This window comes from Paraburkholderia acidiphila (assembly GCF_009789655.1).
GTDB lineage: Bacteria > Pseudomonadota > Gammaproteobacteria > Burkholderiales > Burkholderiaceae > Paraburkholderia > Paraburkholderia acidiphila.
This window is the reverse complement of sequence record NZ_CP046909.1, coordinates 2,213,260-2,239,193: the sequence shown is the minus strand read 5'-3', so window position 1 is coordinate 2,239,193 and position 25,934 is coordinate 2,213,260. Positions and strand designations below refer to the sequence as shown.

At 66.4% G+C, this 25,934-nt stretch carries 23 protein-coding genes; 7 read left to right on the top strand and 16 right to left on the bottom strand.

The annotated features are described in order from the left end of the window. Nucleotides 1-20 precede the first annotated feature (20 nt). On the bottom strand, nt 21-644 hold the full coding sequence (gene mog, locus FAZ97_RS10070; RefSeq protein WP_158758307.1) for a molybdopterin adenylyltransferase: 624 nt from the start codon (nt 642-644) through the stop codon (nt 21-23). After that, nucleotides 631-1,245 carry a ribosome biogenesis factor YjgA gene (yjgA, locus tag FAZ97_RS10065; protein WP_158758306.1) on the bottom strand — a complete coding sequence of 205 codons (615 nt, stop codon included), beginning with the start codon at nt 1,243-1,245 and terminating at the stop codon, nt 631-633. Before yjgA ends, mog begins: the two co-directional genes overlap by 14 nt. Before the next feature lie 254 nt (nt 1,246-1,499). On the opposite strand from yjgA, the gene pmbA reads away from it, so the two are divergent. Further along, nucleotides 1,500-2,870, top strand: coding sequence for a metalloprotease PmbA (gene pmbA, locus FAZ97_RS10060; protein WP_158758305.1), 1,371 nt, complete (start codon nt 1,500-1,502; stop codon nt 2,868-2,870). A gap of 108 nt (nt 2,871-2,978) precedes the next feature. Here pmbA and FAZ97_RS10055 read toward each other — a convergent pair whose 3' ends face one another. The 9 genes from FAZ97_RS10055 to FAZ97_RS10015 all read right to left on the bottom strand — a co-directional run bounded on the left by FAZ97_RS10055 (nt 2,979) and on the right by FAZ97_RS10015 (nt 11,899). After that, nucleotides 2,979-3,476, bottom strand: coding sequence for a dihydrofolate reductase (locus FAZ97_RS10055; RefSeq protein WP_158758304.1), 498 nt, complete (start codon nt 3,474-3,476; stop codon nt 2,979-2,981). Nucleotides 3,477-3,604: 128 nt separating this feature from the next. Beyond that, the gene (locus FAZ97_RS10050) at nt 3,605-5,134 is read right to left on the bottom strand and encodes a sigma-54-dependent transcriptional regulator (protein ID WP_233271569.1); all 1,530 of its coding nucleotides are present in this window, start codon (nt 5,132-5,134) and stop codon (nt 3,605-3,607) included. A gap of 16 nt (nt 5,135-5,150) precedes the next feature. Then, nucleotides 5,151-6,638 carry a hypothetical protein gene (locus FAZ97_RS10045; protein ID WP_233271568.1) on the bottom strand — a complete coding sequence of 496 codons (1,488 nt, stop codon included), beginning with the start codon at nt 6,636-6,638 and terminating at the stop codon, nt 5,151-5,153. Nucleotides 6,639-6,793: 155 nt separating this feature from the next. Further along, complete coding sequence (locus FAZ97_RS10040) at nt 6,794-7,636, bottom strand: peptidase C39 (protein WP_158758302.1); 843 nt, start codon at nt 7,634-7,636, stop codon at nt 6,794-6,796. Between the two features lie 13 nt (nt 7,637-7,649). Continuing rightward, entirely contained in the window at nt 7,650-8,336 is a 687-nt protein-coding gene (locus tag FAZ97_RS10035) for a C39 family peptidase (protein WP_158759127.1), read from the bottom strand. Nucleotides 8,337-8,483: 147 nt separating this feature from the next. After that, entirely contained in the window at nt 8,484-10,067 is a 1,584-nt protein-coding gene (locus FAZ97_RS10030) for a serine-rich family protein (RefSeq protein WP_158758301.1), read from the bottom strand. A 27-nt stretch (nt 10,068-10,094) separates the two neighbouring features. After that, nucleotides 10,095-10,733, bottom strand: a complete 639-nt coding sequence (locus tag FAZ97_RS10025) for a hypothetical protein (protein ID WP_233271567.1) — start codon at nt 10,731-10,733, stop codon at nt 10,095-10,097. Beyond that, a complete protein-coding gene (locus FAZ97_RS10020) occupies nt 10,730-11,230 on the bottom strand; it encodes a hypothetical protein (protein WP_158758300.1) in 501 nt (166 codons plus the stop codon). The genes FAZ97_RS10025 and FAZ97_RS10020 overlap by 4 nt, the downstream gene beginning before the upstream one ends. Before the next feature lie 123 nt (nt 11,231-11,353). After that, complete coding sequence (locus FAZ97_RS10015; RefSeq protein ID WP_233271566.1) at nt 11,354-11,899, bottom strand: hypothetical protein; 546 nt, start codon at nt 11,897-11,899, stop codon at nt 11,354-11,356. A 547-nt stretch (nt 11,900-12,446) separates the two neighbouring features. Here FAZ97_RS10015 and FAZ97_RS10010 point away from each other — a divergent pair. Together FAZ97_RS10010 and FAZ97_RS10005 are read left to right on the top strand one after the other, a co-directional pair. Then, a complete protein-coding gene (locus FAZ97_RS10010; protein ID WP_158758299.1) occupies nt 12,447-13,832 on the top strand; it encodes a sigma-54 dependent transcriptional regulator in 1,386 nt (461 codons plus the stop codon). Between the two features lie 312 nt (nt 13,833-14,144). Continuing rightward, nucleotides 14,145-15,116 carry a thymidylate synthase gene (locus FAZ97_RS10005; RefSeq protein WP_158758298.1) on the top strand — a complete coding sequence of 324 codons (972 nt, stop codon included), beginning with the start codon at nt 14,145-14,147 and terminating at the stop codon, nt 15,114-15,116. A 94-nt stretch (nt 15,117-15,210) separates the two neighbouring features. Here FAZ97_RS10005 and FAZ97_RS10000 read toward each other — a convergent pair whose 3' ends face one another. Both FAZ97_RS10000 and FAZ97_RS09995 read right to left on the bottom strand, forming a co-directional pair. Continuing rightward, complete coding sequence (locus tag FAZ97_RS10000) at nt 15,211-17,691, bottom strand: DUF6600 domain-containing protein (RefSeq protein WP_158758297.1); 2,481 nt, start codon at nt 17,689-17,691, stop codon at nt 15,211-15,213. 229 nt (nt 17,692-17,920) lie between these two features. Next, on the bottom strand, nt 17,921-18,643 hold the full coding sequence (locus FAZ97_RS09995) for an ArsR/SmtB family transcription factor (protein ID WP_158758296.1): 723 nt from the start codon (nt 18,641-18,643) through the stop codon (nt 17,921-17,923). Between the two features lie 205 nt (nt 18,644-18,848). On the opposite strand from FAZ97_RS09995, the gene FAZ97_RS35195 reads away from it, so the two are divergent. From FAZ97_RS35195 to FAZ97_RS09985, 3 genes are all read left to right on the top strand, one after another. Beyond that, nucleotides 18,849-18,995, top strand: coding sequence for a hypothetical protein (locus FAZ97_RS35195; protein WP_199272050.1), 147 nt, complete (start codon nt 18,849-18,851; stop codon nt 18,993-18,995). A gap of 122 nt (nt 18,996-19,117) precedes the next feature. Next, entirely contained in the window at nt 19,118-20,155 is a 1,038-nt protein-coding gene (locus tag FAZ97_RS09990) for a GlxA family transcriptional regulator (protein WP_158758295.1), read from the top strand. A 129-nt stretch (nt 20,156-20,284) separates the two neighbouring features. After that, nucleotides 20,285-20,788, top strand: a complete 504-nt coding sequence (locus FAZ97_RS09985; RefSeq protein WP_069262939.1) for an acyl-CoA thioesterase — start codon at nt 20,285-20,287, stop codon at nt 20,786-20,788. 93 nt (nt 20,789-20,881) lie between these two features. Here FAZ97_RS09985 and fumC read toward each other — a convergent pair whose 3' ends face one another. After that, nucleotides 20,882-22,291 carry a class II fumarate hydratase gene (gene fumC, locus FAZ97_RS09980; protein WP_158758294.1) on the bottom strand — a complete coding sequence of 470 codons (1,410 nt, stop codon included), beginning with the start codon at nt 22,289-22,291 and terminating at the stop codon, nt 20,882-20,884. 259 nt (nt 22,292-22,550) lie between these two features. Continuing rightward, nucleotides 22,551-24,206, bottom strand: coding sequence for a phospholipase D family protein (locus FAZ97_RS09975; protein ID WP_407671756.1), 1,656 nt, complete (start codon nt 24,204-24,206; stop codon nt 22,551-22,553). A 274-nt stretch (nt 24,207-24,480) separates the two neighbouring features. Between FAZ97_RS09975 and FAZ97_RS09970 the strand changes: the two genes are divergently transcribed. Then, nucleotides 24,481-24,858: a DUF2917 domain-containing protein gene (locus tag FAZ97_RS09970; RefSeq protein WP_158758292.1), complete on the top strand. Its 378-nt coding sequence runs from the start codon at nt 24,481-24,483 to the stop codon at nt 24,856-24,858. A 39-nt stretch (nt 24,859-24,897) separates the two neighbouring features. On the opposite strand, the gene panS is transcribed toward FAZ97_RS09970, so the two are convergent. After that, on the bottom strand, nt 24,898-25,860 hold the full coding sequence (gene panS, locus FAZ97_RS09965) for a ketopantoate/pantoate/pantothenate transporter PanS (protein WP_158758291.1): 963 nt from the start codon (nt 25,858-25,860) through the stop codon (nt 24,898-24,900). Nucleotides 25,861-25,934: the final 74 nt, after the last annotated feature.

The following is a 25,934-nucleotide window of genomic DNA, read 5'->3' as shown; positions in this document are numbered from 1 at the left end:
CGCAGAAAGAAGTTTGAGTCTTACGCGCGCGGCGCTCGCTGCGCGTTCTTCGGCCGGAACGCCGCCACGACGTTCGGATCGGTTTCGATATACGGGCCGCCGATCAGGTCGATGCAATACGGCACCGCGGCAAAAATACCCGGCACCTTCACGGCGCCCTGATCGTCGCGCACGCCTTCCAGCGTTTCCTTGATCGACTTCGGCTGCCCCGGCAGGTTGATGATGAGCGCCGCGTGGTCCTCGTTTTCGCGGATCACGGCGACCTGGCGCGACAGAATGGCCGTCGGCACGAAATTCAGGCTGATCTGGCGCATCTGCTCGCCAAAGCCCGGCATTTCCTTGGTCGCCACGGCGAGCGTCGCCTCGGGCGTCACATCGCGCCGCGCGGGGCCGGTGCCGCCCGTGGTCAGCACGAGGTCGCAGCCCAGACCGTCCACGAGCGCCGTGAGCGTGGCGGAAATTGTTGCCGCGTCGTCGTGGATCAGGCGCGTTTCGGCGCGCCACGGCGTTTTCAGCACGCTGCCGAGCCATTCCATCAGCGACGGAATGCCCTTGTCCTCGTAGACGCCGCTCGTCGCGCGGTCGCTGACCGACACGAGGCCGATCACGAGTTCGTCAGGGTGGCTGCGCTCAGGCTTCGTCATCTTCGCGGTCCTCGTCGGCGCGCGCTTCGTCGTGGTCGTCCGCCTCACCGGCGCCTTGCGTGCTCACGTCCTTGATCCACTGGAACAGTTCGCGGAAGGACTTCGGCGGCCGGTTCTGTTCCTGCTCGCGCCGCGCATTGCGGATCAGTGTGCGGCCTTCCTGCGGGTCGGCGGCGGGGTACTGGCGGATAAATTCGGTCAGCGCGTCGTCGTTGGCGAGCAGTTTGTCGCGCGTGCGCTCGATCCAGTGCAGGCGCGCCGTGGCGGCCTTGTTCACGCCGCGGTGCTCTTCGAACTTCGTGCGCAGCGCGGCGACTTCGGCTTCGCTCAGGCCGCGCATCATGCGGCCCACATACTGGAGCTGGCGGCGACGGCCTTCGTGGTCGGTGATGCGGCGGCACTCGTGGACGGCGTCCGCGAGGTCTTCGGTCATCGGCATGCGCTTGAGCGCGTCCTTGGGCAGTTCCACAAGGGCCTGGCCCAGTTCCTGGAGCGCTTCCATGTCGCGCTTGAGCTGCGATTTGCTCGGGCGATCGTAGCCGTTGTCGTCCTGGTCGGCGACAGCGTCGTTCATCGGTTGAATGCGGGTTTTGCGTTTCATGGGCGTATTGTAGCGTGCGCGGGCGCGCGGCCTGGGCTTGAAGGCGGCGCCGGCGGCCCGATATCGATACAAGGGGCAATGTGTGCGCCAGGTGACGAAAGCACCTGTGATGCGTGTTCACATACCTTGCTATGATCGCGGGATGCGCCTGGCGAACGCAGCGCGTTCCGAAGCACCGGAATCGCACGCGAATCGACACCAGCGAAACACGACATCAGCGGGCCGCACCGGCCCAGAACCGGACCGTAACGACAATGGCAGCAGACATCGAAGCCCGGCAACGCTTTTTCCCGCACACCCAGGACGAACTGAAAGAGATCGCGTCCGACATCCTTCGGCACGCCAACGCGCTCGGCGCGAGCGACGCCGCGACCGAGATTTCCGAAGGCGACGGCTTGTCCGTCTCGGTGCGCCGCGGCGAGGTCGAGACGATCGAGCACAACCGCGACAAGATGGTCGGCGTGACCGTCTATATCGGCAACAAGCGCGGCAACGCGAGCACCTCCGACTTTTCGGCGCAGGCGCTCAAGGACACGGTGGCGGCCGCGTACAACATCGCGCGCTTCACCGCCGACGACGACTGCGCGGGACTCGCCGAGCGCGAGCTGCTCGAAACCGCGCCGCGCGACCTCGATCTCTATCACCCGTGGAATCTCTCGGCCGACGAGGCTGTGGAAATCGCGCGCCGCGCCGAAGATGCGGCGTTCGCCGTGGATCCGCGCGTGAAGAACTCCGAAGGCGCGAGCGTTTCGGCGCAGCATTCGCAGTTCGTGCTCGCCACCTCGGGCGGCTTCATGCACGGCTATCCGTACTCGCGCCACTACGTTTCGTGTGCGCCGATCGCAGGCACGGGCCGCAACATGCAGCGCGACGACTGGTACACCTCGCGGCGCAGCGCGGCCGAGCTGGCCTCGCCCGAAGCCGTTGGGCGCTATGCGGCCGAGCGTGCGCTCTCGCGCCTGAACGCGCGCAGCCTCGACACGCGCAAAGTGCCGGTGCTGTTCGAAGCACCGCTGGCCGCAGGCCTGCTCGGCGCGTTCGTGCAGGCCGTAAGCGGCGGCGCGCTGTATCGCAAGACGTCGTTCCTCGTCGACAGCCTTGGCAAGCCGGTGTTCGCGCCGCACATCCAGGTCGTCGAGGACCCGCACGTGCCGCGTGCGGCCGGCAGCGCGCCGTTCGACGAAGAGGGCGTGCGCACGCAACGCCGCGAAGTCGTGAAGGACGGCATCGTGCAGGGTTATTTCCTGTCGTCGTATTCGGCGCGCAAGCTCGGCATGCAGACCACCGGCAACGCCGGCGGCTCCCACAATCTGCAGTTCCAGAGCTCGCTCACGAAGCCGGAAGACGACTTCGAAGAGATGCTCAGGAAGCTCGGCACCGGTCTCCTGCTGACCGAACTGATGGGGCAGGGCGTGAACTTCGTGACGGGCGACTATTCGCGCGGCGCGTCGGGCTTCTGGGTCGAGAACGGCAAAATCCAGTACCCGGTCGAGGAAATCACCGTGGCTTCAACGTTGCAGGAGATGTTCCACCACATTGTCGCCGTGGGCGCGGATACGCTCGCGCGCGGCACGCGTCAAACCGGTTCGGTGCTGATCGAGCGGATGACGGTGGCGGGGCAGTAAGCGGACTTTTCCGCAGGCGCAATGAACAAAGGCACGCCTTGGCGTGCCTTTGTGCTTTTTGGGCGGCAGGTTTGGCGCGGCGTCAGGCAGCGCTGCGCGCCCGGGCAATCAATCCCGCCGCACGTACCGCACGAACGCGAAGTCGAAGTCGTTCGGCGCGTTCGCATGCAGCGTCTCGCGCGACGTTTCTTGCCACACGTCCGGATCCGGTGCGGGAAAGCTGGCATCGCCCTCGAAGTCCGCAGAGATTTCCGTCACCACGAGTTCATGCGCGAGGCCGAGTCCCTCGCCGTAGAGCTGCGCGCCACCGATCAGGAACGCCGTAGGGGCCTGGTCCTGCGCCGCGAGCGCGAGCGCCTCGTCGAGGCTCGTGGCGGTGTCGCAGCCGGGAAAGCGCTTGCCCGCGTCGCGCGTCACGACGATGTTGCGGCGGCCCGGCAACGCGCGGCCGATCGATTCGTGCGTTTTGCGGCCCATGATGATGGGCGCGCCCATGGTGGTGCGCTTGAAGAACGCAAGGTCTTCGGGGAGCCGCCAGGGCAGCGCGTTGTCGCGGCCGATCACGCCGTTGCGGGCGCGCGCGACGATGAGGGTGAGCGTCGTCATCGAAAGGGTAGAGGTGCGAGGTTGTAAGCTGTTCGCAGCGATTCTACCTGAGCGCGCGAGGCGCCCCGGCGCGCTCACTCGTGCCCTGTCGTACCGCATCGTGACGGGGGCGTGCCGTATCGTGCGTCTCACTCCCGCACGTCGGGCGGCAATTCCGTCTGGTTCTCCGCTTCGCCGTCGAAGAGCGTTTTTTCGTCGCGCAGGCCGTGTGTGCCCATGAGCCGGTAGAGCGTCACGCGCGAGATGCCCAGGTCGGCAGCGGCTTCCGTGAGCCGGTGCCGGTGCCGCAGCAGCGCCGCCTCGATCGCGCGCCGCTCCGCGGCCTCGCGCGCCTGCGCGAGCGTGACCGTCTGCTGGGCGGTGAAGTTCGCGAGATCGAGATCCTCCGCCGAAATGAGCTTGCTTTCGGCCATGACGATCGCGCGGCGCACGCGGTTGATCAGCTCGCGCACGTTGCCCGGCCAGTTGTAGTTGTACATCGCCTCGATGGCGTCGGGCGTGAAGCCGCGGATGCGGCGCGCGCTGTCCTGTTTGAACTTGTGCAGCACGTGGTGCGCGAGAATTTCGATGTCCTTGCCGCGTGCGCGCAGCGGCGGCTCGTCCACGCGCAGCACGCACAGGCGGTGAAAGAGGTCGGCGCGAAAGCGTCCGTCGCGCATGGCCGTCTCGAGATCGACGTGCGTGGCGGAGATGATGCGCACGTCCACGGGAATCTGCTCGTGGCCGCCCAGCCGCTCGATCTTGCCTTCCTGCAGGAAGCGCAGCAGGCTGGCCTGGCTTTCGAGCGGCAAGTCGCCGATTTCGTCGAGAAAGAGCGTGCCGCCGTTGGCCGATTCGACGCGCCCGATCTTGCGCTGGTTCGCGCCCGTGAAGGCGCCGCGCTCATAGCCGAACAGTTCGGATTGCAGAAGATGATGCGGGATCGCGCCGCAGTTGATCGGCACGAACGTCGCCTTGCGCCGCGCGGAGCGCTCGTGGATCGCGAGCGCGGTGAGTTCCTTGCCCGTGCCCGATTCGCCCGAGATGAACACGGTGGCGTCGGTGTTGGCCACCTTGCGGATCGTGCGAAAGAGCTGCTGCATCGCCTCGCAGGTGCCGACCATCTCGTCGTCATCCTGACTCGCGGCGGCGACGCCAGGCGCATCGAGATCGCACAGCGACACCATGCCGAACGCGTGGCCCACGAGGTAGTCGAGTGTGGCGTGTGAGACCGGCACGTGCACGTAGTCGAAGCAGTAGTGGCGGATCAGACGCCGCACTTCGGCGTCGGTCAAGCGCGAGTCGTCGGTGAGCGCGATCCATCCGACCTGCTGCAGCCGCAGGATCGACTCGAGGCCCGCGAACTCGCGCGGCGCGAAGCCTGTGAGATCGACGATGCCTGCATAGGCGCCCTCCGCCTTCACGAGGCGCGAGGCCTCATGCACCGTGCGCGCGGTGGCGATTTCCCAGCCGCGGCTCTTCAGGTAGGCGCTGAGCAGCGGGTCGGGCGTGCGCGCGACGTACAGCAAGGTGCGATCGAGACTCGCGTCGGACTTCGCATTGCGCGCGCGGCCGGCGTCGGGTGCAACGCCCGTAGGCGGGGCTCCGGCCACGGCGAGGCGCTGACCGGCTCCGGCGAACGGTGTCACGGTGGCGCCCAGATGTGAAGATTCGCGCACGATCGGCCTCATGACATCAGAAGGTATAAGGGAAACGCACGCCGACGACGAAGTTCGGTGCATCGGGCGTGAGCCCGACGGACACCGCGCCGTTGATCGTCAAGTGCTTGTTGACCACGTGATTCAGGCCGAAGTTGAGCACCGAGGCGGTGGTCTCGCTGCCTGGCACACCGGTCCAGCTGCCGCCCGGCGTCTTCGTTTTCGACTGCGGTTCGATGGCCATGGTGTACGAAATGCTCGCGGAATCCTTGTCCGAGAACGCGAGCGCAACGCCGCCGCCGAACTGGATGATGTCGCCGAGCTTCACTTCGGCGGGCTCGGTCTGCCCGATCACCGAGGAGATGTCGGCGAACGAGCGCGAGATGTTGTACGTGTACGAGAGGCTGCCGAACAGCACCACCGGGTCGTAGGTTTTCAGCACCGAGAGACCGGCCGTCACGTTCCAGAAGCCGGTGCCCGTGGGCAGCTTGCTGGGCGCGACGAGATTGGTGTTGTCGGGCGTGATCTGCTGCACCTTGATGCCGAACGGCGAGGTGCCGGTCGCCGTCTTCACGCGCAGGCTGCCGACTACGTCGGGAATGCTGTTGGTCTCTTTCAGGAACTGGTAGTAGATCCCGAAGTTCACGTCGCCAATGGCGTTCGAATTGACCGATGCGTCCGTGAGCGTGCTCGCCGAGCCGCCCGCGCCGCCGACGATGAAGGTGCTGTGGCGGTAGACGTACGGCACGTCCACGTCCACGCTCATGCGGTCGGTGAGACCGTAGCGCGTGTCCAGGTCGGCCGTGATCTGGTGCGACTTGGTCTGCCCGAGATTAATGTTGCCGAGGAAAATCGCGTCGAGCGCGAGAAAGCCTGAAAGCTGCAGCTGGCGGCGATCGTAGTAGCTGTCGCTGATACCCCAGTCCAATGTCAGCTTGTGGTCGAAGAGCGGCGCGTGCTCGCGCTGCACGACCGCTTCTTCGGCTTGTGTGCGCGAAGGCTCGGCGTTCTTCTGGGTCTCGCCCACCGTCGGGCTGCCATTGGGGTTCACGCCAACCGGCGCGCCCTGCTGCGGGCCGCTCGCGGCCGCGGTGCCGGTCGCGCCGTTGGTCGCGCCGGCGTCAGGCGAGGGCGGGTTCACCGGCACGCCGGTTGCCGTGCCGGTGAGCGCACCGGGCGCGGTCGCGCCCGGCAGCGCCTGGGCGAGCGGCGGCAGGGGCACAGGCAGGCCGTCGGCTCCCGGCTGTTCCGCGACCGTTGCGTCGGAAGCGGCGTCGGGCGCGCCCGCGCCCGGCATGCCGCGCCCGCGTTGCGCCATTTCGAGGTTCGTCACCTGGCGCTCGAGTGACTGGATTTGCCGCTGCTGCTCGTCCACCACCCGCATGAGCGTATTCAGCCGGTCTTCGATCGACTGGCTTTGTAGCGCCTGCGCTTGCGCGCACTGCGAGAGCGCGAACAGCAATACCGCCGCTGGTATGGCGGCCAGCGTCATGTGTGGCGCGGCCGTCCTTGACGTCATCTTCATTCTTCTTCCCCCGGGATCGAATGCGGGCGCCAACTGGAACCCCCTGGTCCCACGCCCGCGCACGTCGATGCTCCTCATTCAAAGTCCTGCTTCTCGCGCGGGTCCTTGCCCGCGTGGTGGTCTCCTTGCTGGTGCGCCTCGTGACGAGCCCTCGGTTAGTGGAGATTTCGCAGCGCCTGTAATACGCCGGTCTGCCGGATCATTTGCGCCGTCATCTGCTGCGTCTGCAGACTCAGTTGCAACTGGTTGGCGACCTGCTGGTTATTGCCTGCGACCTGGAGTAGCTGGGCGATCGCGCCGGCCTGTTGCGCGCTGCCCGGCATGACGTTTTGCGTGGCGATGCCCGCCGGCGTCTGCAGTGTTACATTGACGCCGTTACTGCCGAACGAGATGCCCGCCTTGATGCTGCCGGTCGCGTTCGAGGCGGACGCGCTCGACTGGTTGGCGCCTGGCAGGTTGGCGATCTGCGGCGCGTTGTTGTCGTAGGTGATGGTTGCGGCATTGGCGCCCGTATTGCCATTGCCGGCCACCTGGGTGATCTGCGAGACGCCGTTGACCGAGACGTTCTGGCCGCCGGTGGCCGTTGCGTTCGGGTTGGCGCCGCTGTTCGCGCCCGTGGTTCCGCCCTGCGCCGGGTCGATCACGGTTGCATACGTTTTCACCTGCGCGCTCACCTGGTTGGCCGCGTTCTGGGCGACCGCGAGTGCGCCTTGCGCGACTGCGGTCGCGCCGTTTGGCAATTGCCATTGAGAAAGCAGGTTCAGAACGAACCCGGAAATCATGTCGCTGCCGGCATATTTGCCGGTCTGATGCGCGAGCACGTCGTCGCCGACGGCCTCGCAACGGATGCCTGGCGCCTGCGCGTCGGCGTTCGAGAGAAACGCCGGCACCGGCTGCGGCAAGCCGATGCCATCGGCCGCTAGTGCACCGCTCGAAAAAGCGCAGGCGAGCGCGGAGACGGCTGCCGCGATGCCACACTGTGAGAGGTTGCGTTTCATGATTCTTGGGACTTCAGAACATAACGGCCTTATCGAGGCCGTATTCGAAGAAGGGAGTCGCGGCCGTGCCATTGAGCAGTGCGTTTTCACGCAGCTTGAGCGCGAGCGACTCGTTGTTCTGCAACAGCGGAGAATCCTCCAGGAACGGTTTGCCGAGCACCGCGAAGACGAGGCCGTTCCATGTTTTGGCGAAGTCGTCTTCGGCGACGATACGGTTGCCGAGCGCGGGGTCCGCAATGAAGATGCGGCCGTTTTCGGCATGCTTGACGATCACGAAGTGCTCGTAGCCATCGATGTTCATGAGCACCAGCACGGGAATCTGCAGGTGGTAGAGCGCGTCGGTGTTGACGCGAAAACCGCGGCCGCGCAAGCCGATCGTTTCGACGTACTTCTTCATGTCGAGCATGGAGAAGCCGTTCTTGACGACCACCTCGGGTGTGGAGAACACCATCATCTGGCGGATCAACTCAGGTTCGGGGATGTCGATGCCGTAGCCGTACTTGAGCAGTGTGGCGAGTGCGGCGGCGCCGCAACTGTAGTCATACTGCTGGCTGACGATGCTGCGATAGCGCAGGTCCCGCATCGAGTGGACCGGAAGCTTCACCGGTACGCCCACGAGATGGGTCACGTCGATCGTCGACTGCGCATGCGCAGGCACAAGGGCTGCGCTGGCGGAGAGCGTCAGCGCGAGCACAAACATCCTTGACGCCGGGGTCGAGAGGGGCCCGGACATGGTGGTCTCCTGCCTTCTGGTTTGCGCGCCGGCTGCGGTGGGACAGCCGGCGCGCGTTGCTTGCTGCGTTGCTGCCTGGGACGAGCCCAGTTCCTGCGGTACTGCCAGCCGTGCTTAGTGGCCGTTGTTCATCGCGGCGATTGCCATGCCGTTGTGCTGCAGGTTGCCGATGCCGCCGGCAATGTTCACGCCGATGTTGCCTTGTGCGCCGGTGAGCGTATTGGCGCCGAGGCTAGCCGTGCCCTGGAACTGGCCGGTTGCCTGCATGTTGGCGTTCTGCACGTTGTTATCCGTCGCGACCATCGCAACCGTCGAAGCCGAACCGGCGTTTGCCGTCGTCACAGAGCCGGCGAGGCTGTTGTTCTGCGCGTTGCCGATACCGGATGCGACGTTCACGCCGACGTTGCCCGAGACGTTCGCGAGCGAACCATCACCGACCGACGCGTTCAGATTGAAGTTCTTCACGTTGGCTTTGCCACTGGAGCTTTGCGTGTTGAAGATCTGCGCGTTGCCGAAGACGTTGCCCATATCGACGGAAGCGAGCGCGACATCGTTGCTTTGCGCGTTGTTGATGCCTTCCGCGATGTTCACGCCAAGGTTGCCCGTCACGCCGGTTGCCGCGTCGCTGCCCGTGTTGGCGTCGAGCGTGCCGGCTTGTTGCGTGTTGATGTGCTGCGTGACGTAGCCGGTCGTGTGCTCGTCGACGGTGTTGAGCGTGTCGCTCACGCTATAGCCCCAGCTCTTGCTCGAGCTCGATTCGCGCGACGACGAATGCTCATGCGAATTCGCGCTGGTGCTCGATTCGCTGTACGTATGGGCATACGAGTTGCTCGAGTCCTTCGTCTTGCTGCTTGAGCCGCTCACGCTGGCCGAGAGCGAGGCGCTCGCCGTGCCGTCGGCATAAGCCGTATTGGCGGTGGTCGAGCTGTTGCTCGTGTTCTTGTTGTTGTTCACGTCCCACGCTGCGCCGACGTTCGTCGTGTCGTTGTTGTTATGCGAGTTGGTCGTCGTATGCGAAGTGCTTTCCGAGCCGCTGAGGTCGATGCCAGCCGAGCCGTTCCTGCGGTTGCCGCTGTGCGACCACGATGCGTTGGCCGTCAGGTTGCCATTGCCGCTCTGCGACTTCGTCGACGTGTTGTTGCCTACGCTGCTGTAGCTCGTGCCGAGCGCCGCGCTGCCCGTATCGCTATAGGTGCTGGCTGTCGTGTGGTTGTGCGTACCGCCGTTATCGGTCGAGACGTGATAGTCGGCGCTCGCGCTCGCGTCGAGCGACTTGCTGAAGGTCGAGCTGCTCGACGAGCTCTTCGTGGTCGATGCATTGACATCATGCGTCTTCGACTGGCTGCTCGACGATGACGACATGCTCGACTCGCTCGAACTCGACGACTTCCAGACGTTGTTGTTGCCCGTGCCCGTCACGCTGAAGTCCGTGTTGTTGAACGTCGTCGTCACCTTTCCGCTGTTATAGCTTTGTGCTTGCGGAATGAGCGTGCCGCCGCCGGCAGTCTGGGTGTTGTTGATGACGGCGCCGGCGGTGCTCTGAACCGAGACGCAGCCGAACAGCGTGACAAAGCCTGCGATGCCGACGCCTTCGGTTACGCCCGTGGCGTTGAACAGATACGCCATGTTCGATGGAACTGCGTAAGCGGAGCCAGCCGCCGACGCAAGAACTGCCGCTGCTATGAGGGTGCGCTTCATGATTTCGCTCCGATACTGAGTGGTCAGTTAAAAAAGAGTGCCCGCCGGGGGACGGAGCACAAAACTGTTTGCCGTAGCGTTACCGGCGCCGGCTGTCTGGTTCACCTGCACGAGGCCCGTCGCATTCCTGAATGCCGCATTGTCGATGCGTACCTCACGAATACCCCCTGCCTGGGCCATTTGCCCCCGACCGCCGTTTTGGGCGGCCGCCGCGGACAATTCCCCGTCCGAGACCGCCACCACACCAATCGCACCACTGCTGATGAGAGCAGTGTTGCGCTGGACATTGCCCACGCCCGCCGACTGATTCACCATCATTGCGCCGTTCGTGTTTGCAAAAGCTCCTGCACCTATCGTCGCGCTCGCGTCCTTGAGCCGCGCCGTGACAGTGGCGAGCTGATCGTCGCCGTTCACGTTGATCGACACGTTGCCGGTCGTGATCGTCAGCTGGTTGGCCTGGGCGTTGTCGACACCGGCTGTTTCGTTCACCGTGAGCGCGCCGGTCGTCGAGGTGGCGGCGCCCGGGGCGATGCTCGCCGTTGCGCCGACGCTGACCTGAGCCTGCGCGGCGGTGGCCCAGGCGAGCGCGGCGGCGCAAAGGAGCGTGCCGGGCAGCGCCGTGCGCAACGCGCGCAAAGTGCGTGAGGTCTGGATCGAACGGCTCATTTCATGCCTCCCATCGCGCCCGAGAGTGGGGCGAGCGCGCCTGTGATCGTCGAGGAAATCGTGCCGCCGAGGCCGGCGCCTACGCCCGCCGTGGCGCCGGGGCCGGCCGCCACGTTCGCGCCGGTCGCGCTGCCCGTGAGAATGCGCGTGAGCGCCTGGACGCCAGCGGTTTGCGCGCTCAAGGCGCCGTTCGCGTTCACGCCGCTCGAGCCGTGCGCGTTGGTGAGATCGGTGTCGGTGACGAGCGTCGCGATCGCCGGGTCGAAGCTGTTCTTGGGAAAGGTCGTAGCGCGCACGAGCACCGGGTCCTGGCTCTTCGGCACGTTGTCGAACGCGCTGCGCGGTGTGATGTCGCGCTCGACGATGATGTCGCCGGGGTTCGTCGCCTGCTGGGCGTAGACGCCCGCTGTGACGCTCGCGGCCAGCACGCCGCACAGGGCGGCGGCGGCCTGGATCGAGCGGCGGCTTGCGCCGCGCGTCGAGTTGCGTGCTCTCATTCTGGTCTCCTCCTGGCCGGAGTCGGCGCGTTGGCGGCCTCGTCCGGTCCATTTGTCCTGGCTTCGCGCATTTCCGCGCGAACCGGACACCGCGCCGCAAGCGGCACGGGTGCTATCTCATCGTTACTTTCTGACGTAGCTCGCGAGGTTGCCCTGCGCGTTTTGCGTAGCATCGACGGGGATCGGCAGCGGTGCGGGCGGCGCGATTTCGTCCCAGAGCGTCACGTTGTTGTTTCCGCGCATCAGTTGTGGCGTGGCGGCAACCATCACCATGCCGACGGCGCCGCCGCGCTGGCGCGAGAGCGTCTGATCGTCGAGCGAGCCGATGCCCGCGAAGGCGCCATCGTTGCCGGAAGCGACAGGGTCGGCTGGCGCCTGCGCGCTGGCGGCCGTGGCGCTGGTCGAGTCCGTGGCGGCGGCGCTTGCGTCGCCGGCCTGCGCGCCCACGGCGAGCGTGGCGGGAACGAGTGCCGCAGGTGTTGCAGGAACGACATCCGGGGCGGCGTTCGCGACGCTGACAACCGTGTTTGGCGCGGCTGGCGCATCGTCCAGCGCCTGGGCGCGAACCGCGGGCGACAGGGCGAGGAGGGCGGCCGGAACGAGCATGGCGGCGCATGCGCTGCCGCAGCCAATGACACTGCGCCGGACCTGCTGGATGTTGAGTCGCATGGCGTATCTCCTGGTGCGAGACATTTAGCGAAACGTGTGCCATCGCCCGCAATCCATTGATACGCTTCGAACCGCACTATTTTCTGCAAACTTTGAATGGCGGATATTCGCCAAAATGTTTCAGTGCTGAAACGTGAGGCCGTTTAAACCCGTTTGGAATGCCGAACGGTTTCAAAGGAGAACGTTTGCGCGCCAGGCGCTTAACTATTCAGAGAATGGAAACATCCGTAATTATTTCTGCACTGACAAAATATCGGGAAATGGGTGGAAACATTTCCATCGGTCCCTTATCCATTCCTGTTGCATAAATTCTATCCAAGTGCCACGAGGCTATAGTAAGCTTCAGAAAAAGCCGTAATGCCTAAAAGAAAAAGCCCACAACTGGGCAAGTTGACACACACGCCACAACTCGGGGATTCACTGTCAGCAAAAGCATGCGCGTTCACTGTTTTTTCAGGTACGCGAAAGTTGCTTTTTGCTGCGTGTCTGTACATTCAGGTGCGTGCCGTCATTCCCAAACGATGGTGTTGGCAAGAGGATCTGAATAATGGAACCTGCAACGCGGCAATTGGTGTACGTGACGCGAAAACCGGTCGAAGCGTTGAACGAGCGGTTCCACGAGCGTGGCTGGCAGGTGGAGATCGTCGGCAACGCACGGGACGCGCGGCGGGCGCTTCGCGCAGGGATGCCTGCGGGGGGCCTGCTCGATCTTTCCAGCGAATTTCATCTGCATGAAATCGGCTCGTTCGAGCCATGCCTCACGCTGCCCAACGTCGGCTGGGTGGCCGCGACCACGACCGGGCAACTGCAGGACGCAACGCTGCGCCGTCTGGTGCGCGATTACTGTTTCGATTACGTAACGGTCCCCTGGAACGGCGATCGTATTGTCGATTCCGTCGGCCACGCTTATGGCATGGTGTCGCTCGGCGAAGTCGCCTCGAACGACACCACGGGCGGCACCGAAGGCGAAATGGTCGGCTCGTGCGAGGCGATGCTGGCCTTGTTCCGCTCGATCCGCAAGGTTGCGCTGACCGACGCGCCGGTGTTCATCTCGGGCGAGTCGGGCACGGGCAAGGAACTCACGGCGGTGGCGATCCACGAGCGCTCTGCGCGCCGTAGCGCGCCGTTCGTGCCGATCAATTGCGGCGCCATTCCCCCGCACCTGCTGCAGTCCGAACTGTTTGGCTACGAGCGCGGCGCGTTCACCGGCGCGAGCCAGCGCAAGGTCGGGCGCGTCGAATCGGCCAACGGCGGCACGCTCTTTCTCGACGAAATCGGCGACCTGCCGATGGAAAGCCAGGCGAGCCTGCTGCGCTTCCTGCAGGAAGGCAAGATCGAGCGCCTGGGCGGCCATCAGTCGATTCCCGTGGACGTGCGCATCATCTCGGCCACGCACGTCGACATGCGCGCGGCCATGGTGGAAGGGCGCTTCCGCCAGGACTTGTATCACCGCCTGTGCGTGCTGCAGATCGACGAGCCGCCGCTGCGCGCGCGCGGCAAGGATATCGAACTGCTTGCGCGGCACATGCTCGAGCGCTTCAAGAAGGACGGCAGCCGGCGCCTGCGTGGTTTCTCGCCCGACGCCATCGCGGCACTGCACAACTACAGCTGGCCCGGCAACGTGCGTGAGCTGATCAACCGTGTGCGGCGCGCCATCGTGATGTCGGAGGGCCGTGCGATCACGGCGCGCGATCTCGAACTCGGCGATTACGTCGAGGTGGTGCCGGTCTCGCTCGCCCAGGCGCGCGAAGCCGCCGAGCGTCAGGCCATCGAACTCGCACTGCTGCGCCACCGCGGCCGTCTTGGCGACGCCGCCCAGGAGCTTGGCATCTCGCGCGTGACGCTGTACCGGCTCTTGTGCGCACATGGCATGCGCCATATGGAAAGCGAGCCGCTCGCGCCGCATCCGGGCGGGCTGGTTTCGGGCGCTTGAGGCGCGGTGAGGTTGCTTGAGGTTGATCGAGGTGGCTTGAAGCGGCCGGCGCTTTCGCGCTCCGTGCGTTGACCGCGCGCCGTCGCTTTTGCTGGGGCAGTCATGGCGTTTCTTCTCGCTGCGACTCGTTGCGCCGCGAGCTTGTCTTTGGGCTTATCGTAGCCCGTCCTGCGGGCGTTTCGCCCTTGTCCCCGGTTCGTGATGGGCTCGCGTTTTCGGCGCGGCCGACCCGGTACGCGCGCGCCGGGTAAAATCCTCCTTTTCCATCCTGAATCCGAACCGGGCGCGACGCGTCCGACGAGGGAACCGCGCATGAAACAGTATCTCGAGCTCGTCCGCTCGATTCTCGACACCGGCACCTGGCAGGAAAACCGCACCGGCATCCGCACGATCAGCCAGCCGGGCGCCATGCTGCGCTTCGACCTGCAGGAGGGCTTCCCGGCGGTGACGACGAAGAAGCTGGCGTTCAAGTCGGCGGTGGGCGAGCTGATCGGATTCTTGCGCGCCTCGCGCAGCGCTGCCGATTTCCGCGCGCTGGGCTGCAAGGTTTGGGACGCCAACGCGAACGAGAACGCCCAGTGGCTCGCCAATCCGTACCGCGAAGGCACGGACGACCTGGGCGACGTGTACGGCGTGCAATGGCGGCGCTGGCCTGCTTACAAGGTGCTCGACGCCGCCGCCGCCGCGCAGCTCGCCGACGCGCAATCGCGCGGCTACGCACGGGTCGCAGAATTTACCGAGGACGGCCACTCCAAGGTGCTGCTCTACAAGGCGGTCGACCAGCTGCGCCAGTGCCTCGACACGATCATGAACAACCCGACCGATCGTCGAATTTTGTTTCATGGCTGGAATCCGGCGGTGCTCGAAGAGATCGCGCTGCCGGCTTGCCACCTGCTGTATCAGTTCCTGCCGAACCCGACGAAGCGCGAAATCTCGTTGTGCCTGTATATCCGCAGCAACGATGTGGGCCTCGGCACGCCGTTCAACCTGACCGAAGGCGCGGTGCTGCTGCACCTCGTGGGCCGGCTGACGGGTTATACGCCGCGCTGGTTCACGTACTTCATCGGCGACGCGCACATCTACGAGAATCAACTCGGCATGCTCAACGAGCAGTTGCGTCGGGAGCCGTTTGCGAGCCCGCGTCTGGCCATCTCCGAGCGCGTGCCGGAGTACACGAAGACGGGTGTCTACGAGCCGGAGTGGCTCGAAAAAGTCGAGCCGTCCGACTTCTCGCTCGTGGACTACCGCCATCACGAACCGCTCACCGCGCCGATGGCGGTGTGAGGCGCCTGCATTCACGCTAATGGCGAGTTGACCGCGCTGTGAAAAAGCCCGCGAACGGTGACGTTCGCGGGCTTTTTCGTTGGTGGCGCGGCGATCAGCCGTGATGGTGATCGTCGTGATTGTTGCCGCTTGCGCGCTCTTGCGGATGAGGCGCGGGTTGCGGACGCGGTTGGGGCTGCGGCTGCGGACGGGCCTCCGCGTGCTGCTGCGGCTGGGGCTGCGGATGGAATTCCTGGCGCGGCTGCGGCTGCGGACGCGCTTCGGCACGCTGCTGCGGCTGGGGCTGCGGGTGGAATTCCTGACGCGGCTGGGGCTGCGGCTGCGGATGGACCTCGGCACGCTGTTGCGGCTGTGGCTGAGCTTGCGCCTGGGGATGGAACTCGGGGCGCGCCTCGGGTTGCTGCGCCGGCCGCGCCTCGGCCTGCGGCACGTGTTGTGCCGTGGCAGGCTCGGGCATCCGTTGCTGCGGTTGCGCCTGCGGCTGGCTACGCGGCGCGTCACGCTGCTCCTGCGTCGCGACGACGGGCGGTCTGCCTGCCTCGTTGCCGCCCGGCTGGCCACGCGTGGCCATTGGCGCGTGCGGCTGCGTCCATGCCGGCTGATGCGCTTCACCGTGCGCTGCCGCGTTTGCCGCGTTCGCCGCATTCATTCCACCCGGACCCGGCTGGCCCGCTGCGGGCGCGCCACCTTCCGGACGGCCGGCAAACTGCGGCGGGCGCGGCACGCCGTGCTCTTGCGCGGCAGCGCCCGGCATGCCCGGCTGACCACGCTCGGGGCCGCGCGGCATAGCGTTGGCGGCCGCGGCGCCCGGCTGAGGCGCACCGCCAGGCATGCCCGGACGGCCGGCTTGCGCCTGCGGGCCAGCCGGCCTGCCTGCCGCGCCGAGCACCGGCGAATGCGGCGGCACGACGCGCACGTTCTGCGCGGGCCACGCGCCATGCGCGGTCGGAGCGAACGGCGAGGAGGGCGCATGCGCCGGTGCCGAGACGCGCACAACGGGCGCACCCGCGCCCGGCACCGTGCCGCCGGTGTGGGCGAAGCGCTGCGCGAGGTTGTCGTGGAACGCAGGCGGGGCGACCGGCGCGCGCGTCGCCACGACCTGGCGCTGGTTGAGCGCCGCGGGCGGCCGGTAGTCGGCGCGCCGCATGCTGGGCCCGAAGCTGCCCTGCACTGGCGCGATGCCGGGCGTGCCCGGGTTGATACGCGCATTGCGCCATTGCTGCGGATCGACATGCTGCGCGAAGCGCGAGACCGGCTGACCGTGGACGAACGCCGTCGCCGGTACTGCCGTCACCGCGCCCGGCGCGCGATAGTTCACGTAGGTGTTGTGAACGTTGATATTCGTGATGTTGACGTCACGCCGGTAGTTGTTGACGACGACGCTCTGATTCACGCGCTCGTAGTAGTGCGGGCTCCAGGCGCCCCAGTGCGGGTGCCACGGCTCGCCCGGCCCGAGCGCGAACCATGCGACGCCCGCAGCCGCGACGCCGCCCACGGCGAGGTTGACGCCCCAGTCCGTGCCGCCGTCTCCGCCGCCCACGAACGCCACCAGCGCCGGCGCATAGACGGGCGGCGCGCTTTCGACGATCGGGCCGGGCACCCAGGCCCACGAATCGTCGACGTACGCCCAGCGGCCGTAGTGGTACGGCGCGAAGCCCCAGGGCGCGTCATCGACCCACGTCCAGCCCCACGGCGCCTGCCATACCCAGTGGCCGTCGTGATACGGCGCCCATCCGGCGGGCACCGAGTTCGGCGTCCAGACTTCGCCGTACTGCGGATCGTTGCGCCACGAGCCGTTGTTGTCGAGGTCCTGGTAGCCCGGGATGTCGCGCGAGACATAGCGCGCCGAGACCGAGCGGTCTTCGGCGGCGTCGCGTGCGAGGCCCCACTGGTCGAAGGCGTCCGGCTGCGGCGCCTGATCGCTCGCCACCTGCTGCAGATCGGTGCCGGCGAAGCGGATCTGCTGACCGGCCGTCATCGGCGTCTGACCGTTTTCGCCGTACACGGTCACACTGCCGCTGCGTACGGTGACGGTCGTGGTGCTGCCGTCGGGCGCCACATCCACGCGATAGTCGCCGGGGCTCGTCACGCCGAGCGCGAGGTTCGGCGTGTCGATCTCATACGAGCTGCCGGGCGGGACTTCGCGCACATGCGTCGAGAGCGTGCCTTGCGCCACCTTGAGCTGCGCCGTTTGATCGTCGAGGTTGAGGACGTCGAGACTCGTCTGCGCGCCGAGGCGCACCGCCGTCGAGCCGATGTGCAGCTCCGAGCGCCCGTTGGCGTCGTTCCAGAGCTGGTCGCCGGTCGTGAGCGGGCGGTTGAGCTGCGCATACGACCAGTCGCTCGCGCCGGCCGGCTCGGTGGTCACGGCGCCGGCCATATAGTCGAGGCGCGCAACGCGGCTGGGCGGATCGCCGCCCGTTGCGGCGGGGGCGGCCGCGGCTTCGGGCGGCGCTTCCTGCGCGAAGACCGCGCTCGCGCCGGCGAGGTTCAGCGCCGCGAGCGCGGCGAGTGCGAACAGCGTGCGGCGGGACGTGCGGCGAAAGTGGGTGATCGTAGGTGTGCGCGTTCTCATCTTTGTTCTCCTGTCGATGGGATCGGGCGCCGTGGTGCTTGAGCGCTGATTGCCATCCCATGCAGGGCACTGTATCCGCCGGGCTTGTTTCCATGCTCGCGGATTTGTTAAGGCTTATGCAGCAGATGTAACAGAACGTGTGGCCGCCGGCGAAGCGCGCGCTTTTACGCGCGAAATCAGCGATTTTGTTGGGTATTTGTCAGTTAATTTGCCCCGCGCGCGAAGTGTTTCATGCGCCGACGAGCGCATCGAATTCGTGCTGACCCTTCGGCGTGATGCGCAGCACACGCGGGCGGCTCGTGCGCTCGATCCAGCCGCTGTGCGTCCACGAATCGAGCAGCGCCGCACCGAGCGCGCCGCCCAGGTGCGGCCTGCGCTCACTCCAGTCGAGACAGGTGCAGGCAAAGCGCCGCCGCCGTGCGCGCAGCGTTGCCACATCCACGCCCCAGGTCGCGAGGTGCGCCGCGCCCTCGGGTGTGGCGTCGAGCGTGTCGCCGTCGCGCACGAGCAGGCCGCCGTCCACGAGGCGCTCGAATACCTGTACGGCCACTTCGCCGGCCATGTGGTCGTAACAGGTGCGGGCATGGCGCATCTCCAGCGGCACCGTGCGCGCGGGGCGGGTTGGCGGGCGCAGCGAAGCGACGACATTGGACACATGCGCGACGTTCATGAGCGCTTCGATCGCTGCCGCGATCTCGGGGTTGGCGATCCGGTAGTACCGGTGGCGGCCGCGCACGTCGAGCGCGAGCAGGCCGCCGTCGGTCAGGCGAGCGAGGTGGCCGCTCGCCGCCGAAGGCGAAAGGCCCGCGATCATCGTGAGTTCGCCCGCGGGCCGCGCGCTGCCGTCCATGAGCGCCCACAGCATGGCGGCGCGGCCGGGATCGGCGAGCAGCGCGGCAACGCGCGCAAGGCCCGGGAAGTGGCTCGATTCGTCGGTGGCAGGGAGGTTCATGGCGGCTCCTTCAAGGCTTGCGATAGCGGCGGATTTTGCCCACACCGTTACTCTAGCGAAATACGGTATTCGACGTTTCAGTCTGCGATGAAGTGTCGATTGCAGCCGCTCGACGGGGAACCGTGTCGCGCGTGCTGCGGTACAGACTGCGGCGCGCAGGATCGCCGCGCTAAAATCGTTTATTCACGCAATTGGTTTGCCCTTTATGAAACGCTTCCTGGCTCTTTTCGCCGCCGTCGCGCTCGCCGCCTTGTGCGCCGCCTGTGCAGGCGGTTCCATGCCGTCGTCGAACAGCGCGAGCGGCATAACGATGTACGGCACGATCGACGAAGGCGTCACGTTCCATAAGTGAGCGGCCAAAGGCATACCGTCGTCGCGGTAGATTGGCTGGCAGAATTTGATGTTTCTTTGACCTGACTGCCAACTGCGCGCGTGCGATGATGGTCAGACTTCGTCTGCATCGAGTTCGCCGTCATGTCGTTTCAACCGTCTTCCCCCGCCGCTGCACGCCACGTCGTATTTGCCGTCGCGCCCGAGCTCGTGCTGCTCGACGCCTGCGGCCCCGTCGAGGCGTTCTGGCGCGCCGAGCTGGCGCTGCGCGCGGCCAGCGGCACGAGCGGTAGTGCAAGCGGTGCCGAGCCTTGCGCTTACCGCACGACGCTTGCCTCGGTCGCTGGCGGCGTGCTGCCGACCTTCGCGGGCATGCCTATCGTCACCGAGCGGCTCGACACGCTCGACCCCGCCACGATCGACACGCTGATCGTGCCCGGCGTCCCCATCGACGACACCACGGCGCTGCAGCCCGAACTCGTCGCGTGGATCGCGGCAGCCGCGCCGCATGCACGCCGCGTTGCGTCGGTCTGCACGGGCGCGTTCTATCTCGCCGCGGCGGGGCTGCTCGACGGCCGGCGCGCCGCCACGCACTGGCGCAACGCGGCCCAGCTCGCGCGGCGTTTTCCCCGCGTCGAAGTCGATCCCGAGCCGATCTTCATCCGCGACGAGCGCGACGGCCGCGTGGTCTGGACGTCTGCGGGCGTGACGGCGGGCATCGATCTCGCGCTCGCGCTGATCGAGGAGGACTGCGGCCATGCGGTCGCGATGCAGGCGGCGCGCCGCCTCGTCGTGTTCATGAAGCGGCCCGGCGGCCAGTCGCAGTTCAGCGAGGCGCTCGCGGCGCAAGCCACCTCGGGCGGGGAGTTCGACGCGTTGCACGGCTGGATGGCCGCCAACCTGCACGGCGAGCTGAGCGTCGAGCGCCTGGCCGAGGAAGCGCGTATGAGCCCGCGTACCTTTGCGCGCCGCTATGTCGACGCGATGGGTCGCACGCCGGCGCGCACGGTCGCGGCGATGCGCGTAGAGGCCGCCGCGCACGCGCTTGCGCAGTCGCGCCGGCCGCTCAAGCGCATTGCGGCCGATTGTGGTTTTGGCACCGAGCAGAATCTGCGGCGCGCGTTCGAGCGGTGCTATGGCGTGCTGCCGCTCGAATATCGGGCGCGATTCGCGGCGAGCTAAATCAATCGCGGAGGGTGTTTCGCAAGCGGCTGCGACTGTCTGTCTTATTGCACTCGTATAATCGACGCCTCCATACCCACAATACGATACGGGCCGCCGTATGCGGTAATCGCCATGAGCCAAGCCGAGATGAAGACGCCTACCCAGCCGCTGGACCGTTCAGAAACGACGTTCCGGTTCCTCGCCGAGCCGACTTCGGTGAACTTCGGCGGCAAAGTGCACGGCGGTGCGCTGATGAAATGGATCGACGAGACGGCGTACGCGTGCGCCGCGGTCTGGTCCGGCCGCTATTGCGTGACGGTGAGCGTGGGCAACATCCGCTTTCGCCGGCCGATTCTCGTCGGCAACATGGTCGAGCTGCGCGCGCGCGTGGTCGCCACGGGCCGCACGTCGATGCACATCCATATTACCGTCCACGCCGGCGATCCGAAGAGCGGCCAGCTGCGCCTCACCACCGATTGCCTGATCGTGTTCGTGGCCGTCGACGAAAACGGCAATCCGATTCCCGTGCCGACGTACGTGCCGGAAACGGACGAGCAGAAGCGTCTCGCGAAATACGCGCTCGACGTGAAGGAAGCGCTCGACGCGATCGTCGAACTCAAGCCCGAGGAAGTGGCGAAAGGGCAGGTTTGATGCGCATGCGCGCCGTTGCGGCTGCATGTAAAAACGGGCGGCGAAGGTGTGAACCTCGCCGCCCGTCGTGCATTTCAGCCCTTCAAACAAGGCTTATTTCTTCGCGTCGCCCACCATCTCGCCGGGCTTCACCCATTCGTCGAACTGCTGCTCGGTCACGTGGCCGAGCGCGAGTGCTGCGGCCTTGAGCGTGGTGCCTTCCTTGTGCGCCTTCTTCGCGATCTGCGCGGCCTTGTCATAGCCGATGTGCGGATTGAGCGCCGTCACGAGCATGAGCGACTCGTTGAGCAGCGTGTCGATGCGCGAGCGGTTCGGTTCGATCCCCACCGCGCAGTGATCGTTGAAGCTGAGCGCGCCGTCGGCGAGCATGCGGATGGACTGCAGCACGTTGTGCGCGATCATCGGGCGGAACACGTTCAGTTCGAAGTTGCCGCTCGCGCCGCCCATGTTCACGGCCACGTCGTTGCCGAACACCTGGCAACACAGCATCGTCACTGCTTCGGACTGCGTAGGGTTCACTTTGCCCGGCATGATCGAGCTGCCCGGCTCGTTTTCGGGAATCGACAGTTCGCCCAAACCGCAGCGCGGGCCGCTTGCGAGCCAGCGAATGTCGTTGGCGATCTTCATGAGGCTCGCGGCCACGGTTTTAAGCGCCCCGTGCGCGAACACGAGCGCGTCGGCGGCGGCCATCACTTCGAACTTGTTGGGCGCGGTGACGAAGGGCACGCCCGTGAGCTTCGCAATACTTTCCGCGACCTTGTGCGCGAACTGCGGATGCGCGTTCAGGCCCGTGCCCACGGCTGTGCCGCCCTGCGCGAGTTCGTACAGATGCGGCAACGAAGATTCCACGTGCTTGATGCCGTGGTCGAGCTGCGCGACATAGCCCGAGAACTCCTGGCCGAGCGTAAGCGGCGTGGCGTCCTGCAGGTGCGTGCGGCCGATCTTCACGATGTCGGCAAAGGCTTTGGCCTTGGTATCGAGCGTATCGCGCAGCGTCTTGAGCGCCGGCAGCAAATGCTTGACGATGCCGTAGGCGGCGGCCACGTGCATCGCGGTCGGGAACACGTCGTTGGAGGACTGGCCGCGGTTCACGTCGTCGTTCGGATGCACCTTGCGCGCCTCGCCGCGCTCGCCACCCAGAATCTCGCTCGCGCGGTTCGCAATCACCTCGTTGAGGTTCATGTTGGTCTGCGTGCCGGAGCCCGTTTGCCACACCGCGAGAGGGAATTCGCCGGCATGCTTGCCCGCGATGATCTCATCGGCGGCTTGCATGATTGCTTTCGCCTTGGTCTCGTCGAGCACGCCCAACGAGAGATTCACTTCGGCGGCGGCGCGCTTGATCGTCGCGAGCGCGGTGATCAGTTCCGGCGACTGCTTTTCGGTGGAGATGCGGAAGTTCTGCAGGGATCGCTGCGTTTGCGCGCCCCAAAGCTGCTGGGCGGGCACGGCGATCTCGCCGAACGTGTCGCGCTCCATGCGGACGTTTTCGTTGCTTGCGGTCATTTGATACTCCGGTGATTGAGGCGGCGCCTTCTGCTCGCGCTGTGTGGAGTGCGTGCGAGGGCGCCGCTTTCGTGACGGGTTCGGATCCGCGTGGTGGCTGGGCTGCGGCGGCGCGGCGCTGCTCGCGTGCGCGGCCGTTGCGAAGGCGCGACGCGCATGGCGCTGAAGGCGGCTTCGCGGCTGGCTCGACGGCGGACGATACGACGTAAATCAAGCGATCTTGCGCGGCCGTTAGCTCAAGTCCTGCTTACAAGGTGCTTCACAACTGGCTGTCGACCGGCAACAGCAAGAATAGCCCGGTTAGGACATTTCTGTAGAAACCCGCACCAGGGTCGAGGTTGTAGGTGCGCATCATGCCGTTCTCCTCGTCGGTCCAGACGAGCGGCGAGTTGATCGTCGTGCCCTGCAGCTGCGCCAGTTGCGCGGGCGTCGCCAGCGTCACGTGGTAGCTCACTTGCGGCGACGTCGCGCGCTTGAACAGGTCCGCGACCTGGTGGGCGATCGGCGGACTCTCCACGGTGAGCGCAAGCTCGGTGTTCAGGTGCGCCGAGCGCGGATCGAGATTGAGCGAGCCGATCACGAGCGTGTTGTCGTCGATCACGTACGCCTTGGCGTGCAGGCTCGCGCGCGAGCGCGAACCGACCACGCCGAAGCGCCGCTGGTCGGTGTGCTCGGGCTGCTGCGGCTTGAACTCGTAGAGCTCGACGCCGGCCTCGAGCAGCGGCACGCGATAAGGGCTGTAGCCGGCCTGCACCGCGACGGCGTCGGTGGCGGCGAGCGAATTGGTGAGGATCGCCACGCGCACGCCGTGCGAGGTGAGCGTGCGGAGGGTCTGCACGCCCGTGTCGTGCGGCACGAAGTACGGCGAGAACACCAGCACGCTGCTTTGCGCCTGATGGATGCGATCGAGCAGCGAGCGCATGGCGTCGCCCAGCTCGCCCTTTTCGCTGCCCGCGATCTTGCCGGGCGAGTCCGCCACGAATTCCCATTTCGCCCAGACGAGCCCGAGCGTGTTGCCCGTGATTTGCTGCGCGAGCGGCGTGGCGTTGAGCGGCTTGGCGTTGTAAGGCTCGGCGCTCTCGCGCCAGTGCTTGCGCAGGTCGTCGCGCGCGGTGTCGAGATCGTGCGCGTCGAACTTCTGATGATTGAGCACGCTCAAGGGGTACGAGATCGAACAGTTCCAGTACTCGTCGAAGCTCGCCGATACGCTTTGCGCGACCGGCCCGGCCGTGAGCACGTCCAGGTCGCGGAAGTCGATCGTCGGGCTGGCGTTGAAATACTCGTCGCCGAGATTGCGGCCGCCGACGATCGCCATCTCGTTGTCGACGATCGTCGCCTTGTTGTGCATGCGCCGCGTGAACTGGTCGACGTTCGTGAAGAAGTTGCGCGTGCGCAGGTACATCGACTCGCTCGTGCTGCCGTAAGGATTGAACACGCGGATCTGGATGTTCGGATGGCTGTTGAGCGCGGCCATCAACTGGTCGATGTCGTGGAAATTCAGGTCGTCCACCAGCATGCGCACGCGCACGCCGCGATCGGCCGCATAGAGCGCCGAGCCTAGCAGCAGCTTGCCGGTGGTGTCCTCGTTGGCGATGTAGTACTGCATGTCGAGCGTTTTCGTCGCTGCGCGCGCGAGCGCGATGCGCATTTGCAGCGAGTCCGGGCCGGTGGCGAGCAGGCGAAAGCCCGATTCGCCCGGATGCGCGGCTTCGGGTGCGGCGAGGGCGGCGCCAAGCGGCGTGGCGCTGGCTTCCGGGGCCGTCAGCGCCGCGCTCGTCTGGCGCGGGTAATCGGTGGCGGGCGGGCGTGTCGCGCAGCCGGCGACCAGCGCGAGGCAAGCGAGCGCGAAGAGGGCATACAGCGAGGCATACCGCGCAACGATGGGCGCGCGCGGCGAGGCGCAGGGTTTCGTCATGTGTCGCATAACGGCTTCGGATGGGGCGGGATGCGCGGGCAAGCGGATTCTCCATGACGGGCCTCCGCGTGAAGGTTCGTTTTCATTGCACGGCTTCACGACGATTCTACGAGAAGCGGCCGGCTGGGCCTGCGGCGGCTGGCAACCTGCCGTCGCAATTTTCGGGCCGCATGCAACTGACGTTTCAGCGCGGCCGGAAACGTCCGCGGCGCTGGCGGCGCGACACTGCGCGCATTCTGGACGACGGGAGAGTGCAATGAGAGCGGGAACGCGCGTGGATACCCACGCAGATTTCGCAGACGCGTTCGTGCTGTGGGTGCCGTGTGACGCTTGCCGCACGATTCGCGTGACGCAGGGCGGCGTGGTGACGCCACTCCAAGGCCGCGTGTGGATGACGGTCGAGGGCGACGCCGGGGACTACTGGCTCGAACCCGGCGAAGCGCTGCCGCTTGCGCGCGGCGAGCGGGCGCGCATCAGTGGATGGCGGGAAGCGGTGCGCGTCGAAGTGCGATGCGAGGTCGAGCCTCTGGCGCAGCCGCGCGAATGGCGCTTCGCGAGGCTGCGGGCATGGCTGCAGGTGAGGCTGGCGCGGCGTGCGCCGCGCAGGCTGGCGGGGGCGCGAAGCCACCCACCGGAGGAGCGAGTTGCGTAAGCGCCGGTGCGTGGCCCGGCGACTCGCCACGGCGTTTGATCAACCGCGCTCGGGCGAAGCGTTCGCGGCGCGTTGCGCATCGCGTGCGCTGCCGCGCGCCGGCTTGCCGGCCCAGTAGCCCGCGAGCACCGAGCCCGAGAGGTTGTGCCACACCGAGAACAGCGCGCCCGGCAGGGCCGCGAGCGGCGAGAAGTAGAGCTTGCCGAGCGTCGCGGCGAGTCCCGAGTTCTGCATGCCCACTTCGATGGCGAGCGTGCGGCACACCGACTCGTCGAAGCCGAGCAGACGCCCGCCCCAGTAGCCGCCAAGCAGGCCGATGCCGTTGTGCAGCACCACGCCGAGCGCGACGAGCGGACCGACCGTGGCGATGCTCGCATGCGTGCCGCCCACCACGGCGGCGATGATCGCGAGGATCGACACCATGGAGACGAGCGGCAGCAGGGGCTCGACGCGGCGCACGAGGCCGCCCGCGAGCCGGTTGACGATCAGGCCGATGACGATCGGCAGGCCGACGATCTGCAGGATGCTCATGAGCATGCCGCGCACGTCGACGACGATCGACGCATCGACATACAGGCGCGTGAGCAGCGGCGTGGCGAACACGCCGACCAGGGTGGAAAGCGCGCTGATCGTCACTGAAAGCGCGACGTCGCCGCGCGCGAGATAGATCATCACGTTGGATGCAGTGCCGCTCGCCACGCTGCCCACGAGCACCATGCCTGCCGTGAGATCGGGCGGCATGCGCAGCACCTTGGCGATCGCCCAGGCGGCGAGCGGCATGACGAGGTAATGCAGGAAGATGCCTGCCGCGACCGGTGCGGGCCGCGTGAAGACGCGCTGAAAGTCGGCGAACGAGAGAGTGACGCCCATCGCCAGCATGATGATCATCAGGAGCGTCGTGACATGCGGCGCGATCGGCGCGACAAGGCCCGGATCGAAATAGGCCAGCAACGAAACGAGAACGGCCCAGAGCGGGAAGAGTCGGGTAATCGGGGCAAGCATGAAAGGGTGGTCCGTGAGTGGGTTCGCTATATGTCGTGGCGCGGGAGTTCAGCGGCACGCGCGCTGGGCGTGGC

What these genes read in the sequence shown, in the direction of transcription:
- mog (WP_158758307.1), bottom strand. Translation starts at nt 644, where the DNA reads ATGACGAAGCCTGAGCGCAGCCACCCTGACGAACTCGTGATCGGCCTC.
- yjgA (WP_158758306.1), bottom strand. Translation starts at nt 1,245, where the DNA reads ATGAAACGCAAAACCCGCATTCAACCGATGAACGACGCTGTCGCCGAC.
- pmbA (WP_158758305.1), top strand. Translation starts at nt 1,500, where the DNA reads ATGGCAGCAGACATCGAAGCCCGGCAACGCTTTTTCCCGCACACCCAG.
- FAZ97_RS10055 (WP_158758304.1), bottom strand. Translation starts at nt 3,476, where the DNA reads ATGACGACGCTCACCCTCATCGTCGCGCGCGCCCGCAACGGCGTGATC.
- FAZ97_RS10045 (WP_233271568.1), bottom strand. Translation starts at nt 6,638, where the DNA reads ATGAAGATGACGTCAAGGACGGCCGCGCCACACATGACGCTGGCCGCC.
- FAZ97_RS10040 (WP_158758302.1), bottom strand. Translation starts at nt 7,636, where the DNA reads ATGAAACGCAACCTCTCACAGTGTGGCATCGCGGCAGCCGTCTCCGCG.
- FAZ97_RS10035 (WP_158759127.1), bottom strand. Translation starts at nt 8,336, where the DNA reads ATGTTTGTGCTCGCGCTGACGCTCTCCGCCAGCGCAGCCCTTGTGCCT.
- FAZ97_RS10030 (WP_158758301.1), bottom strand. Translation starts at nt 10,067, where the DNA reads ATGAAGCGCACCCTCATAGCAGCGGCAGTTCTTGCGTCGGCGGCTGGC.
- FAZ97_RS10025 (WP_233271567.1), bottom strand. Translation starts at nt 10,733, where the DNA reads ATGAGCCGTTCGATCCAGACCTCACGCACTTTGCGCGCGTTGCGCACG.
- FAZ97_RS10020 (WP_158758300.1), bottom strand. Translation starts at nt 11,230, where the DNA reads ATGAGAGCACGCAACTCGACGCGCGGCGCAAGCCGCCGCTCGATCCAG.
- FAZ97_RS10015 (WP_233271566.1), bottom strand. Translation starts at nt 11,899, where the DNA reads ATGCGACTCAACATCCAGCAGGTCCGGCGCAGTGTCATTGGCTGCGGC.
- FAZ97_RS10010 (WP_158758299.1), top strand. Translation starts at nt 12,447, where the DNA reads ATGGAACCTGCAACGCGGCAATTGGTGTACGTGACGCGAAAACCGGTC.
- FAZ97_RS10005 (WP_158758298.1), top strand. Translation starts at nt 14,145, where the DNA reads ATGAAACAGTATCTCGAGCTCGTCCGCTCGATTCTCGACACCGGCACC.
- FAZ97_RS10000 (WP_158758297.1), bottom strand. Translation starts at nt 17,691, where the DNA reads ATGAGAACGCGCACACCTACGATCACCCACTTTCGCCGCACGTCCCGC.
- FAZ97_RS09995 (WP_158758296.1), bottom strand. Translation starts at nt 18,643, where the DNA reads ATGAACCTCCCTGCCACCGACGAATCGAGCCACTTCCCGGGCCTTGCG.
- FAZ97_RS35195 (WP_199272050.1), top strand. Translation starts at nt 18,849, where the DNA reads ATGAAACGCTTCCTGGCTCTTTTCGCCGCCGTCGCGCTCGCCGCCTTG.
- FAZ97_RS09990 (WP_158758295.1), top strand. Translation starts at nt 19,118, where the DNA reads ATGTCGTTTCAACCGTCTTCCCCCGCCGCTGCACGCCACGTCGTATTT.
- FAZ97_RS09985 (WP_069262939.1), top strand. Translation starts at nt 20,285, where the DNA reads ATGAAGACGCCTACCCAGCCGCTGGACCGTTCAGAAACGACGTTCCGG.
- fumC (WP_158758294.1), bottom strand. Translation starts at nt 22,291, where the DNA reads ATGACCGCAAGCAACGAAAACGTCCGCATGGAGCGCGACACGTTCGGC.
- FAZ97_RS09975 (WP_407671756.1), bottom strand. Translation starts at nt 24,206, where the DNA reads ATGACGAAACCCTGCGCCTCGCCGCGCGCGCCCATCGTTGCGCGGTAT.
- panS (WP_158758291.1), bottom strand. Translation starts at nt 25,860, where the DNA reads ATGCTTGCCCCGATTACCCGACTCTTCCCGCTCTGGGCCGTTCTCGTT.